This window comes from Methylomonas koyamae (genome assembly GCF_001644025.1).
Classification (GTDB): domain Bacteria; phylum Pseudomonadota; class Gammaproteobacteria; order Methylococcales; family Methylomonadaceae; genus Methylomonas; species Methylomonas koyamae_A.
The window spans coordinates 1-13,458 of the sequence record NZ_LUUK01000008.1 but is presented as its reverse complement, the minus strand read 5'-3'; the positions used below and the strand labels follow the sequence as shown (position 1 = coordinate 13,458).

Annotated in this window: 9 protein-coding genes; 5 read left to right on the top strand and 4 right to left on the bottom strand. The window is 60.3% G+C overall.

The window, feature by feature from the left end; all coding sequences use genetic code 11:
• Positions 1–25 precede the first annotated feature (25 nt).
• Entirely contained in the window at positions 26–1,447 is a 1,422-nt protein-coding gene (locus A1355_RS00845) for an arylsulfotransferase family protein (RefSeq protein ID WP_157197685.1), read from the bottom strand.
• A gap of 540 nt (positions 1,448–1,987) precedes the next feature.
• On the opposite strand from A1355_RS00845, the gene A1355_RS00840 reads away from it, so the two are divergent.
• Positions 1,988–5,089 (top strand): TonB-dependent receptor, encoded by a 3,102-nt coding sequence (locus tag A1355_RS00840; protein WP_231883507.1) that lies wholly within the window; start codon positions 1,988–1,990, stop codon positions 5,087–5,089.
• Between the two features lie 594 nt (positions 5,090–5,683).
• Here A1355_RS00840 and A1355_RS00830 read toward each other — a convergent pair.
• Both A1355_RS00830 and A1355_RS00825 read right to left on the bottom strand, forming a co-directional pair.
• Complete coding sequence (locus A1355_RS00830) at positions 5,684–6,649, bottom strand: PQQ-dependent catabolism-associated beta-propeller protein (RefSeq protein WP_064024017.1); 966 nt, start codon at positions 6,647–6,649, stop codon at positions 5,684–5,686.
• 120 nt (positions 6,650–6,769) lie between these two features.
• Positions 6,770–8,230 carry an MBL fold metallo-hydrolase gene (locus tag A1355_RS00825; protein WP_064024015.1) on the bottom strand — a complete coding sequence of 487 codons (1,461 nt, stop codon included), beginning with the start codon at positions 8,228–8,230 and terminating at the stop codon, positions 6,770–6,772.
• A 417-nt stretch (positions 8,231–8,647) separates the two neighbouring features.
• On the opposite strand from A1355_RS00825, the gene A1355_RS00820 reads away from it, so the two are divergent.
• Genes A1355_RS00820 through A1355_RS00810 form a run of 4 tightly spaced genes read left to right on the top strand, consistent with a single transcriptional unit; the run spans position 8,648 to position 12,732 of the window.
• On the top strand, positions 8,648–10,444 hold the full coding sequence (locus A1355_RS00820) for a protein-disulfide reductase DsbD domain-containing protein (protein WP_197471671.1): 1,797 nt from the start codon (positions 8,648–8,650) through the stop codon (positions 10,442–10,444).
• Positions 10,445–10,484: 40 nt separating this feature from the next.
• Complete coding sequence (locus A1355_RS25505; RefSeq protein WP_231883506.1) at positions 10,485–10,772, top strand: thioredoxin family protein; 288 nt, start codon at positions 10,485–10,487, stop codon at positions 10,770–10,772.
• Positions 10,773–10,793: 21 nt separating this feature from the next.
• Positions 10,794–11,411, top strand: coding sequence for a redoxin domain-containing protein (locus tag A1355_RS00815; RefSeq protein WP_064024013.1), 618 nt, complete (start codon positions 10,794–10,796; stop codon positions 11,409–11,411).
• A 52-nt stretch (positions 11,412–11,463) separates the two neighbouring features.
• Positions 11,464–12,732: a hypothetical protein gene (locus A1355_RS00810; protein ID WP_064024011.1), complete on the top strand. Its 1,269-nt coding sequence runs from the start codon at positions 11,464–11,466 to the stop codon at positions 12,730–12,732.
• Positions 12,733–12,846: 114 nt separating this feature from the next.
• On the opposite strand, the gene A1355_RS00805 is transcribed toward A1355_RS00810, so the two are convergent.
• Positions 12,847–13,317, bottom strand: coding sequence for an HAD family hydrolase (locus A1355_RS00805; protein ID WP_064024009.1), 471 nt, complete (start codon positions 13,315–13,317; stop codon positions 12,847–12,849).
• Between the last annotated feature and the right edge of the window lie 141 nt (positions 13,318–13,458).

The following is a 13,458-nucleotide window of genomic DNA, read 5'->3' as shown; positions in this document are numbered from 1 at the left end:
GGCACCCCAAAGCCCACGCCCCCGGTCAGGGTGCGGCAGTGAGGTGAAATTGCCCCAACTCCGGTGGCACCACGGCTTTCTCGCCATGCGGCGTTCCGGCCGGTACCCAGGCATAGGGTACCGGTTGGCCCCGATACAGTTGATTGTTGGCGGTGTCGCGGCCGGTCAGAGTGTCCTTGCCCTTGCGGAAATAGGGATTGACGTATTCCCAGACGATTTCCCCTTGCGGCGTAACTTGAAATAGCCGGCCGCTCTGACCTTCGTCAATAAAGGTATTGCCGTTGGGCAAGCGCCGGGCGGCGCTGATGTGGGTGCTGCGGAACGACCAGCTCGGCCCGCCGGAATCCTCGCCGGTGTATTGCCAGACGATCTGGTTTTTGATCGGATCGATCTCCAGTACCCGCGAGCCGCCGGTGCGCGGTACCGACGCGGGTGGATAGCCGGCCACTCCCTGGTTGTCGAAAACCAGCAGGTTGCCGGCGCCGGGCAGGCCTTCCGGAATAATGTGGGCATCGTGTTGGGCGCTGATCTGATCGACCGGCCGGGGGAGGTTGCGCGCCAACTGCTCTTCCCGACTGGCGGTCTGATAGTGGGGTCCCAAGCGCCAAGCGATTTTGCCGGTCTTTTTATCGATGATGGCAATGAAGTTGGCGTTGCGCGAATCGAACAATAAATTCTCCGGCGCGAAGCGCTGGTCGCCGCCGGCAAACCAGCGATTGGGTCCGACCACTTTCAAGTTGTTGACGTGCAGGTAGTCGGGAATATCGGCGTTGCGGACCAATTTCAGCTCGGCGGGGGTAAAACCGAATTCGCCGAGGTGTTCGGACGCCAGCCATTGCCAGACTACTTTGCCGGCGGGATCGACTTCGTAGACCACGTCGTCGAGCACTTGCGGCTGTTTGAAACCCTTGACCGGATGCACCCGGTTGGCCAACACCACGGTATTGCCGTTCGGCAGTCTGGCCCAATCGTGATGCTGCTGCGCCGCGCCGCCGGGCGCCTGATCGCCGAAGCGCCAGACGGCGTTGCCGTCCCAGTCCAGCTCGCCGATGGTTTTGGTTACCCTGCGGTTGACTTGGCCGGGCACCAGATCGGTCCCCTTGCCCTCGACGGTATCCAGCGTGACGAATACGTGGCCCAATTTCCCGCCGTTAACGGCCGGGTCGATCGCGGTGCTGTGCGCGGCGGCGTCCTTCCATTCGTGTACCGAATTGCCGTTCATGTCGATCAAGTGCGCGATGTTATCGCCGCCGCTGAACAAGATATATGAGTTATAAGCCTTGGCCGGATCGTAGCGGGTCGTGCCGGTCGGAAAAACACTGGGTCCGGCGTGGGCGGCCAACGCCGGTACTAGGCAGGCGGCCGCCCACAGCGCGGGATGCCGAAGCGGCGTTTGAAACAGAACGCCGCGTCGCGGCTTGCCGGTTCGAGTTGGAATCAAAGTCACGGTCACATTCCTGGGTTGATTGCTTTGTTGGGGGTATCAGCAATTAATGGGCCAGCGTTTTAAAACGTGAGGCGCGAAAGCGGCGGGTTCCCGAAGTTTCTGGGCTTGGGTTGCCCGGAAACCCCTAGATTCCGCCGGGCCGATCGGCCATGCGCTCGGGCGTTGGGCATTGGGTTGCTGATCGCGAGTCAAGCCGCCAGCAACGGCTGTTTAACGCCGTTCAGCCGCTGATCAGCTAGTCAACAGCCTGGCAACGGAATTTGATCGTTGGTCACCAGGGCCGCCGCAGGGCCCGTTCAGCGCGCCACCAACGGCTGTTCGGCAACCAGCAGATTGCGTTGCTTCGCTATCGGGATTCCGAGCCGAACCGCCAGTTCGACAGCTTCGATATTTAACCAATATCAATGGGTTAATTGATTTATGCCCGGATTGCCTTAACCAATCTTTACCCTGGCACGGGCATTGCGCCCCGGTTTTCGGCCCGTCAACGCTGTTTGGCGGTTCGCCTTTCGATCAATTTAAAGAAAACCGGTGGGAAATATGAAGCACAAACTAAAGCGGGATTTGCCTAACAGTCTAGGTCGCGTACCCAGGGCCGTCGGCGTCAGGCGCAAACTGTCGGCTTGCATTGCGATGAGCATCGCCGGTGCATCGATGTTCGTGGGTTTGGAGGCCGAAGCGGCCCCCAAGAAGAAAAGCAAGGCGGCGGCCAGCCGAGCGGCCAGCGAGCTGGAATTGGAAAACCGGCAATTGCGCGCGGAATTGGCGGCCGCTAAACGGCGCGAGCTAGAACTAATCAAAAAAGGCGCCGGCGCGGCGACCGCGACCGCGCAGACCGGTCAAACCGCCACCGAAGTGGCGGCGGCCGAACCGATACCGGAAGCCAAGCCGGAAGAAGAGGATATAACCCAAAACAAAAATTTGGGCGAGGTCGTCGTCAAGGCCAAACCCAAGCTGGCGAAGTTGCATGAAGTGGCGCAATCGGTGTCGGTGGTGTCCGGTCAGGAATTGAATCGGGAATTATCGCGGGATTTGGGCGATATTACCCGGCGGGCTTCCAACGTGCAGTTCAACCAAAACAATACGCGCGGCGCATCGCTGTCGGTGCGGGGTTTGGGCAAACGCAGTTTTACCGAAACCCAGGACCCCAGTGTTGGCGTTACTTTGGATGGCGTGCCGTATGCGTTGACGCAATTGGCCAACTTCAGCTTTTACGACGTGGAGGCGGTGGAAGTCACGCGCGGCCCGCGCGGCACCGAGGGCGGCTTGTCGGCCAGCTCCGGCAAGGTGAACGTCACCTCGAAAATGCCGACGTTTACGCCGACCGCCGAGTTGTCGGCGGCTTACGGTCAGCGCGAATCCCTGATCCTGCAAGGGGCCTTGGGTGGGTCGGTGATCGACAATTTTCTGGCCTGGCGCGGTTCCTTCATCGTCGATAAGGCCAGGGGATTTTACGAGAACGAATACGACCGCAATTACACACTGTACAACCGGGACAGGTTGAGCGGCCGGGCTCAACTTTTGTTCACGCCGACCTCCAATCTGACCGCGCGTTTTGTCGCGGATTTCGAGCCCAAGCAGCCGCAAGTACAAAACGGGCTGACCTTTTATCACGATCAGCCGTTCAGGTTTGCCGACGGTAGCTTGACCGATCGCAACGGCACGACCGCCTATTCCAAGTTGAACGGCTATTTCAGCCACAGCAATCAGTTCGCGCTGAACGACACCACCAGTCCCGGCGCGATCAGCGCCGTCGGCTCCAGGGCCGCAGCCGGCCAGTATTTTTACAATCGCGGTTTCACCTATAACGATTACGTCGGGGGTGAGCAGCGCGGTACGGTTTGGTTCGATCAGAACAAGGGTCAGACCGTCAACAACCAAGGCGCCGCCGCGCTGATCGACTGGGAAGTCGGCAATCATGTTCTGAGTTCCCGCACCGGCGTGCGCGAGTACCGCTTCGACGCCCACAACGACGAGGGCACGCCGTTCGACATCAGCGTCGATGGCGGCGGCGGCGTCAAGTACAACCAGTGGACCCAGGAATTCAAAGTTGCCAACAAACCCGGCGGCTGGCTGGATTACAAAGCCGGCGTGATCGGTTTGTGGACCAAGGACAATATCGACTCCAAGACCGGCTGGGGTGCCGATGCCGGTGCTTGGTTCGCCACCAACGGCCAATACAATGCCTTGTACCGGAACGCCGGTACCAATCGCGGCGCCGGCGAGGCGATTCTGAAAGATCTGTTGCAGGATGCCCGAACTCAGGAGACGACCGAGGTGCGTACCCAATCCGGCGCTTTGTTCGGCGAGTCTGATTTACACTTTACCGACAAGTTGACGCTGACCGCCGGCGTCCGGGTGGCGCACGAAGATCGCAAATCCCGGAACTACAAACTGATTGCCCGCAACGGCGCCGGCGGTGCGTTCAACCCGGTATCGGTGCGCGATGTGGCAACCGGCGGCTTTAACTCCGATACCACGCAATCGTTTGCGGTCGATCAGAACGGCGATGGCGTCATCGACAAGAATCCGGACGGTTCGAATAAGACGATTACCAACACCTTTTATGGTTCGACCGCCAATTACGGTAAATTGAACGACGCGCAAACTGCGGTGGTCGCCGGCGATGCCATCGTCAACAGCGCGGAACAAACCGGGTTGGCGGATTCGCTGGCGGCCCGCTATTTCGGCGGCTCGAGTTATTCGGCATTGACCGCCGCGCAAAAGACCATGGTCGCCAACGCCAAGACGCTACGGGCATCGCAAATTGGCCGCCTGAATCAAAGCGTCGAAGACGACTATCAAGACGTGCTGTACACGGCGCAGTTGACGCCCAGCTACAAAATCAACGAAGACCTGACCACTTATTTATCATGGCAATACGGCGAAAAATCGGGTTCTATCGCGCCGGTCAATGGTCGGCCGTTTACCGTGAAACCGGAAGAGACTCACGCTTTGGAGCTGGGTTTGAAGTCGTTCTGGCTGGATAAATCAGTCGTGGTCAATGTCGATGCCTTCGTAATGGACATTAAAAATTACCAGCAAGCGGTGCAGGTGGTCGACGAATTTCAGACCGAAGTCAATATGGCGCCCGGCGGTTCCGGCTTGACCGCTTACACAGCGGCGCAAGGCAACGTCGGCCGGGTGCGGGTACATGGCGTGGAATTGGACAGCGTCATCAACACCATCCCCAATCTGTCGATACGCTTTAACGGTGCTTACAACGTCGCGGAATATCTGGACTACAAAAATGCCCCGAAACCGGACGAGCAAGGCTATTTGACTAGCGATTACGTGGATATGACCGGCCAACTGCTGCCGGGGGCGTCCAAATGGAACTTCAACGTCGGTGCCGAGTACAGCCGGCCGATCTTCGAAACCAAATTTGTCGGCCATACCAGTTTCAATACCACTTATCAGACCGAGTTTAACAATTCCGACACGCTGTCCGCCTACGGCTGGGTCGGCGACAGGGCCAGGACCGACGCCGCGATCGGGATTGGCACCCGCGACAAGGCCTGGGATTTGAGTTTGATCGGCAAAAATATTTTCAACGACAGAGCGCACGAAAGCGGCTGGAATTCTTACGCGCCAGACCCTTACCCGCGCTGGTTCGGTATTCAGCTGAGCGGCAAGATTTAGCGAGGATTTGCCCGGATAGACTACATTTGCGGTTCTCCCTAAAACGATTTAATGCCGGTTGCTTTTACCCTGTCGCAAGACGGGGCATGTAGCTCCCGGTATAAATTCGCTGAAATCGGGGCTAGGGGGCGAACGGAATCTTAAAAGAAATCCACTGCTGAAAATCGCGGAAACGGAGCGCGTTAGCGAAGTGACGATTTTCAGTGGCCGATTTGTCGGGCAAGGGATTGCCCAAAAAACTTTCGCTAAAATAGCGACTCCCCGGGTCGGTTATAAACGGCATGTCGGGTTCGGAAATCACGGCTTGTTGGCGTCCCCATGCCGGAACGCGTTAATCGCGGCCAAAGCCGGTTCCGCGCCAATTTTTCTTTAACAAGGGAATGTCATGAACTTAGGCCGGAGATCGGTTTCTCCGGCGCTTCGCAAGCCGGCTATGAGAATAGGTTCGTTAGGCGCGGTAAGCAGTTAAATGGCTTGAATGATGGTGACGATCAGTGCCGATATAGCGGCTAGCAGCGCCGGTGCGCCCCAATGGGCGGCGTTTGGATTTGCCGCGATCAAACGCTATCGGACGTTAGTCCCCAGGCGGACCGATCAAGGCGCGACGGCGACACCCCACGGCGTTTGACCAAGCGCCAAGGTACCGAGTGTGCCGCGAGTCGCCAAATCGATCATCGTCAAGTCGCCGCTTAAACCGTTGGCGACGTACAGGCGCTGTTGATCGGGCGAAAACTCCAGATGCCAGGCGCGCTGGCCGACCGGCAAATAGGCGACGACGTCCAGGGTTTTGGCATCGACGACCGCGACCTGATTGGCCCGGCCCAGTGCGACATAGCCGAACCGGCCGGCCGCGTCGATGCGGATGCCGACCGGCTTGGCGGTCCCCGGCGCGGCGTTCGGCACCTCGAAGGACAGCGTTTTCAGTACCGCTTTGGTGTCGCTGTCGATCACGGTCAATTGGCCGCTACTCTCGGAAGTGACCCACAGTTGCTTGCCGTCGTCGCTAAAGCGCGACGCCCGCGGCCGACCCTCGACCGGACTGGCGTGCGCCAGTTCCAGCGTGCCGGCGTCCAGCCATTGGGCCAGCTCGTCGAATTCGCTGGTGACCACGATCCAACGGCCGTCCGGGCTGACCGAGACGCCTTCGGCTTCCTTGCCGACGCCGATGCTTTTCAGTGTCGCGCCGCTTGCGGTATCCAGCACCGTTAATTGGTCGGCGGCGTCGTCGCTGGCGTATAGCCGGCTGCCGTCCGGCGCCAATGCGAACGTTTTGGGCTCGTGTGCGGTGCTCAAGCTGGCGACCACCGCCAGCGTGTCGGTCGAGATTTTCTTGATCGCATTTTCGCCGCCGACCGCGACGTACAGAAACTTGCGGTCCGGACTGAGCGCGATGCCGCGCGGCTTTTTGCCGACCGGTATCGTCCGTTGCAGTTTTCCCTGATCGCCGTCGATCACGGCGACCGCGTTGTCCTTTTCCAGCGTGACGAAAACCGTGTCGGCCAATGCGGCTTGGCAATCCAGACCGGCGATGACGAGGGCTAGCAAGCCGTATCCTTTCATAAGCGTCTAAGCTCCAAATTAAAGGCGGGACGTTTCGATAATACGAAACTTCCCGCCGGGACTATTTCCGAAAAGCGCCGGCCGCTGGCTGGGGTTGACCCGCCGGCGACCGGGGATCCATCAACGGGCGGCCTGGGTCTGGCCGATCGCGGCTTTCAAATCGGCCAAGGTCACCACGCGCGGGCCGTGCAATGCGGCGATACGCTCGACGTTCAGATTCAATTTCCGAATGTTCTCGTACAAATTGACCGAATAGGGGTTCGGCGAGGTCGGCGCCGGGGCGTTGGCCGCCGCCGGCGTATAGGCATCGGCTTCGATCAGGATTTTCTCGGCGGGCAGGTAGACCGCGACAAAGGCGTCGTTATGGCTGTTGCCGTCCAGCGAGTGGATCTCGATGCTGCGTTTGCCGTCGGACAACACATGCTTGCCGGAGAAGCTGTCGAACTTGGCCGGCTTTTTGGATTTTTCCAGGCGATCCGGATTCAAGCCATGCGGCTTGGCCCAAATCGATTCGTAGTAAGCCTGGTTAGGATTATGCGTGACGATGGTGGCGCCGGCATCGACGAAGGTGCGCAAGCCGCCGGAATGGTCGAAATGCGCGTGGGTGTTGATCAGGTACTTGATCGGTTTATTCGGCACCACCTCTTGCAATTTGGCGATCAAGGCCAGCGAGCGCTCTTCGTTCAACGGCGATTCCACCAACACGATGTGGTTCAGTTGTTCGATGGCCACGCTATGGTGGGTACCGCCGGTCAAATAAAACACCCCGTCGGCCAGCTTGGTGCAGGTCACGGTTTGCGCCGGCGCCTTGGCCGCTTCGGCCGGGACCGGGAGATCGACGGTCGGATTGACTTTCACGCTGCCGACGTTGAGGTCCAGTACCGGAAAGCCGCCCTGGCTGCGCTCGATATGGGCCGGGAACTGGACGCCGCCGAAGTCTTTATAGCCGCTGTAGCGGGTTTCCACCAGGGTGTCGCCCAACACCGGATTGTCGATCCAGGTTTGCACTTTCACCAACTGATGCCGGTCGTTCAACGTGCCGACGTAGCGGTATTTGCCGCCCAATTGAAACGACACTTGTTCGGTGCCGCCGACTGTTTCGGTTTTGGCGTTTTGCGCCAGCGCGGCTTTCAAAAAGCCTTGCGGCGTGGCCCAAATCTCGGCGGCGCGTTCCTCGACGGCCGCCGGCTGCGCGGTAATCGTCGGCGCGGCGGCGTTGGCGGCTGGCGGCGCTACACTCCAAGCCACGCTGCCGTTGACGTATTGATCGACTTTTTGTTCGATCGGCGCCGGCCGGTTGCGGCCCGGCTCGACCACCTGGCTGCGGGCGATTTGCACCCTGGCACTGGCGGTGTCGAAGTTGATGTTCGCGCTGTAGGTTTTGACCGCGAACGGCGGCCAGGGCAGATCCGGCGCCGGAGCCTGGCCGAACTGGAACCAGCGGCCGTTACCGGAAAACTCGATGGATTTGATAGCGCCGACGCCGGCCGATTCGCTCGCCAGTTTGACGCTGTCGTGGGACAAGCCGGCGCAGCCGGTCAGGGCGATGCCCAGGTTGGCGGCGATAAGGGTGTTGCGCATGGAGACTCCTAGTTAGATGTCGGATGAATGGCGTGCCAATGAATCCCTCAACCGGCAAAACTTATGCCATGCGCTGCAACGGCACGGCTGCCCGACCGGCAAACCGAGGTTCGCTACCGCGCCATGCCGCGATCCCGGAATAGTCCAACCCGGTGTCTTTGCTCCGTCACGCTTTGAATCCGGAGCGCCAAACCTTAGGTTTGGCGCTCCAATCGACCTCGTCGAGCATGTGTTCGGATTTTGCAGGTAACGCCGGCGGGTTGTTGGTACAGGGTCAGCGATTGTTGAGTGGCTGCTGAACCGGCAACAGCTTGCCGTTGTCCCAATCGACGGAAAATCCAGGCGCGGCCCAAATCCCTCGTCGGCATGAAATCTGCTGGCGCCTAAAGTCGTCCTCTCGCACCGGAGCCTATCAATATGTCGGGCACAGCCCAGTCAATCATCGCATTCACGTTCTTCCTCGGATTGGTCCCGGCCTTCGCTGGCGCTTCGCCGACCGCGAAAACCGATCAAGTCGAGGTCGAGTTGTTGGCTTCGGCGGAGGCGGTCCGGCCCGGCGACCGGATTTGGATTGGCGTCCACCAGAAAATCATTCCGCATTGGCATACCTATTGGAAAAATCCGGGCGATTCCGGTTTGCCGACCCGGATTCAGTACCAACTGCCGCCGGGCGCGAGCGTCGGCGAGATTGAATGGCCGACGCCGGAAAAATTCGTATTGGGCCCGGTCGTGAATTACGGCTATCAGGCGCAAGTGACCTTGCTGTCGCCGTTGACGATTGCCGCGGATGCACCGGTAGGCGCGCCGTTGCGGATAACGGCCGACGTCAAATGGTTGGTGTGCGAGGAAATCTGTATTCCTCAACAGGCCAGCCTGACGATAGATCTGCCGGTGATCGACAAAACCGCTCCGGTCGGTCCAGAACCGCCGCTGATTGCGGCGGCGCGGGCGAGTTGGCCGCAACCGGCGCCGTGGCCGGCCGAACTGATCGCCGTCGGCGACCGGGCCGAATGGCGTTTCGGCCATGCGCCGACGCTTGTAGGTCAAAAGCTGGAATTTTTTCCGGAGGCTTGGGGGCCGGTTGCTCACGGCGCGGAGCAACCGGTGGCGCTGGACGGCGACGCCGTGTCGCTGGGTCTGCATCCCGGCGATCAAGCCTTGGCCGCGGGTCAATCGCTAGAGGGCTTGCTGGTGGTCGGCGAAGGTGGCGAACGACGAGCTTACACGGTGCGGGCGGCTTGGCCGGCGGGAATTGCCGCCGTCGCGCCGCCATCGGCGCAAACCGTCGCGCTAGCGTCGGCGCCGGCCGATGCCGACTTAGCCGGCGATGTTATCAGCTTGCCGTTCGCGCTGCTGTTGGCACTGGCCGGCGGCTTGACCTTGAATTTGATGCCTTGCGTATTTCCGGTGTTGTCGTTGAAAGCCTTGGCCTTGGTCGAACAGGCCGGGCAAGCACGCCGCCTCGCCCGCTTGCACGGTTGGGCTTATCTGGTCGGCGTGGTCGCCAGCTTTCTGGCGCTGGCCGGTATTCTGACGGCCGTCAAATCCGCCGGCGCCGGCGTCGGTTGGGGCTTTCAATTTCAATCGCCGTGGTTTGTGCTGCTGGTGGCTTATTTGATGCTGGCGGTCGGCTTGAGTCTGTCCGGGGTGTTTCAGATCGGCGCCGGCATCACCGGCGTCGGTTCGGTATGGGCGGCGCGCGGCGGTTACGTCGGCAGTTTCGCCACCGGCGTGCTGGCAACCGTCGTGGCGACGCCGTGTACCGCGCCGTTCATGGGCGCGGCGGTCGGCTTTGCGTTAACCCAGCCGATGCCGGCCATGTTCGCGGTGTTTGCCAGCCTGGGAGTCGGTCTGGCCTTACCGTTTTGGTTGTTGAGCCAGTGGCCGGCCTTGCAGCGATGCTTGCCCCGGCCCGGCGCCTGGATGGAAACCTTGAAGCAGGGTTTGGCGTTTCCGATGTACGCCGCCGCTGCTTGGCTGATCTGGGTGCTGCGGCAGCTTGGCGTTAGCTGGGGCGTTGGCCGGCTGTTTGGCGATCGCCTTCGCCGCCTGGCTGTACCAAACCGGCCGGAACGGCGGCGAACTGGCGCGAGGCCTGAGCAGCGCCGGCGCTTTGTTACTGGTGATTGGCGCGCTGGCCAGCGGCCGGACCGTTCTGACGTTCCCTACGTCGGAAAGCCTTGCCGCCAACGGCGAAATCGCCCAAGCCTATAGCCCGGCGCGATTATCGGAACTGCGCGCCGCCGGTAAACCGGTGTTCGTCAATCTGACCGCCGATTGGTGCATCACCTGTTTGGTCAACGAGCGGGTGGCGCTTTCTAGCGAGCGTGTATCGAGCGCCTTCCGCGCTGCCGGCATCGCCTATTTGAAGGGCGACTGGACCCAGCGCGATCCGGCCATCACCGCGATCTTGGCCGAACACGGCCGCAGCGGCGTACCGCTGTACTTGTACTTCGCGCCCGACGCGGCACGGGCGGAAGTGCTGCCGCAAATTCTGACGCCAGAGTTGGTCGTCAAGACCGTCAACGGCGTTTTACTTTAATCGCTGTCCCGAGGAGTTTTTATGTTTTCCAAATCGTTGTTTAATTGGTTGGCCGGTGGCGCCTTATGCTGTTTAGCGGCCGCCGCCAACGCCGAACCGGTGGTCGGTCAGCCGGCGCCGACCTTTACGGCCGCCGCCGCCGAGGGCGGCAATCTCAATTTGGCCGATCTGCGCGGCAAAACCGTAATCTTGGAATGGACCAATCACGAATGCCCCTTCGTGCAAAAACATTACCAGTCCGGCAACATTCCGAAACTGCAAAAACAGGCGGCGGCTCAAGGCGTCGTTTGGCTGCAAGTGATTTCGTCCGCGCCCGGCAAGCAAGGCAATATCGATGCGGCGACCGCCAAACAACTCAACCAAACGCGCGGCGCGACGCCGGCCAACACCGTGTTCGACGCCAGCGGCGCGGTCGGCAAACTGTACGGCGCCACCAATACCCCACAATTGTTCATCATCGACCCGAAAGGTATTCTGCTTTACAAAGGCGGCATCGACAGCATCCAGTCCGCCGATCCGGCCGACATTGCGCAAGCCGAAAACTACATTTCGGCGGCGCTGGCCGATTTAGCTGCCGGTAAACCGATCAGCAAGGCGGTCACCAAACCTTACGGTTGTACCGTCAAATACGCCGGATAATGGCGGATTTTCAGCAACGCGGCCGACGGGATACTGTTCGACGCCGTTGACGATGCGCTGCCGCAAATCCGGAGCGAGTCTTGCCGCGCTGTTGCTATTGCTGTCGGCTTGCGCGCCGCAAGATTACTTTCGTACCGACATTCGCGCCGAGCCCTGCCGGATCGGCGGCAAGGCCGGCTGCGACTCGGCCAACTTGCAGTGGCATGCGGACGACGGCTACGCATTGGGCTTCGTGGAATTCGACGATACCGGCCGGTTTTACGACGCGCGCCAGGCCGAATATGTGCTGAGCTGGCTGAAAGCCGGTACGGAACCGCACTATGTGGTGATTTACGCCCACGGCTGGCACCACAATGCCAGCGAAACCGACTTCAATGTCGGCCGCTTCAAGGAAAGCCTGAAAGCGATTAAACATCGCCATCCCGGCTACCGGGTGACCGGCATATATCTGGGCTGGCGAGGCGAAACCCTGGATGCGCCGTATTTACGGATGCTGACCTTCTGGGATCGCCGCGCCGCCAGCGCCAAGCTGGGGCGGGGTCCGTTCAAGGACTTTCTGCTTCAGGTCGAACGCGCGGTTAAGTGTCATCCGGACAATCGCTTATTGACGATAGGCCATAGCCTGGGCGCATTGGCGATTTTCAACGCATTGCAAGCCGACTGGCTGGAGCGAGTCCGCCGGCAAGGCAAGGGATTCGGCGATTTACTGCTGCTAGTCAATCCGGCCATCGAAGCCAGCCGTTTCATTGCATTGCATCAGGCGGTCGGCGAGTTGAAAGCGCCGGTGGCGGCAAACCCAACGGCTTATCCGTCGTTAATGGTGATCGGCTCGGAGGCCGACAAAATGACCGGCTCGGTGTTCACCTGGAGTAGGGCGTTCCCGGCGCTGTTTGAATCCGTCCTCGATTCATTCAGTCCCCTGGAAACGCGGGAAGCCTCGGCATGGGAGCTGAGTGCAACCGCGATTGGCCACTTCCAACCCTTTCTGACACATCGCCTGGAAGCAGGGCCGGAGTCGGCCGACGCTTGCCCGGCGTTGCTGGACGATCGCGCTGAACACGCGGATCGGCCGACCTGGCTGGCTGGCGACGATCTGCCGATGCCATTGTTCGACAGTCCGGGTCTATATCTGCGTCGCTTACCCGCCGAGTCCGGCAACGGGCCGTTGTGGTTTGTGCAGACCGATAAAAACGTCTTGCCCAACCACGGCTTTTTAAACCGGAAACCGTTCTGGTGCTTTGTCGAATACAGTTTGGAAAAACGTGCCGATCAATCGGATACGGCGAAGCTCATCGCTAACGAGACGCCGCCTCGCGATTGACCCGGCCCTATTGTCTATCGGAATTTGCCGCCCAGTTGATAGCGGGCGGCGGAGCAACGCCAGGCGTTAATCGACCGCCGCCGGGTGTGGCGCGCGAGTGTTAATGGCGTTTCGTTAAGAACGCAAACTCGCGATCAAGCGCTTGGGTTTGCGTAACAAGTCAAGGGCTTCCAAGATGCCCGGTGCGACGAGATTGGCGTTCGCCAGCGTCTCCGCCGCGAGGCCTTTCTTTTGTAACAACGCGATGCCAAGCGTCGCCGCTTTCAGCATTTTTCGGTCGTTGCGGCCGTTGCCGAACGCGGCGACCGACTCGGCACCCAATCGTTCGATCAGAGCCAACTTGGTGTCGGCCTGTGCTTCGGTCGGCGCTATCGTCAATTCGACCGGCAAGCCGGCCAGTTCGGCGCGCGCCAGGCCGAAGGTGTCGGCGGTGATGACGTGGATTGTTGCGACGGCGGCCAATTCGGCCAGGGTGTCGGCGACGCCGGGCAACAGGCGGCCGTCCAGCGCCAGCGTGCCGTTATAGTCGGAAACGATGTGAGCGATACGTAAATCGGCAAAGCCGGGGATGTGGATTTCTAACACGATAGCCTCTCGATTGGGTGGTTTAACGATCAGATTTCAGCGTCGCCGCTCGCGCAAAACCACGCGCCGGTCAGGAATATCCCAGCGGCAAGTAGTTTGGACAACAACGGCGGCCAGTGACCCGGTTAAAACTACCCCCTG

Coding starts and splice junctions, on each gene's coding strand:
- A1355_RS00840 (WP_231883507.1), top strand. CDS start 1,988: ATGAAGCACAAACTAAAGCGGGATTTGCCTAACAGTCTAGGTCGCGTA.
- A1355_RS00830 (WP_064024017.1), bottom strand. CDS start 6,649: ATGAAAGGATACGGCTTGCTAGCCCTCGTCATCGCCGGTCTGGATTGC.
- A1355_RS00825 (WP_064024015.1), bottom strand. CDS start 8,230: ATGCGCAACACCCTTATCGCCGCCAACCTGGGCATCGCCCTGACCGGC.
- A1355_RS00820 (WP_197471671.1), top strand. CDS start 8,648: ATGTCGGGCACAGCCCAGTCAATCATCGCATTCACGTTCTTCCTCGGA.
- A1355_RS00815 (WP_064024013.1), top strand. CDS start 10,794: ATGTTTTCCAAATCGTTGTTTAATTGGTTGGCCGGTGGCGCCTTATGC.
- A1355_RS00810 (WP_064024011.1), top strand. CDS start 11,464: ATGCGCTGCCGCAAATCCGGAGCGAGTCTTGCCGCGCTGTTGCTATTG.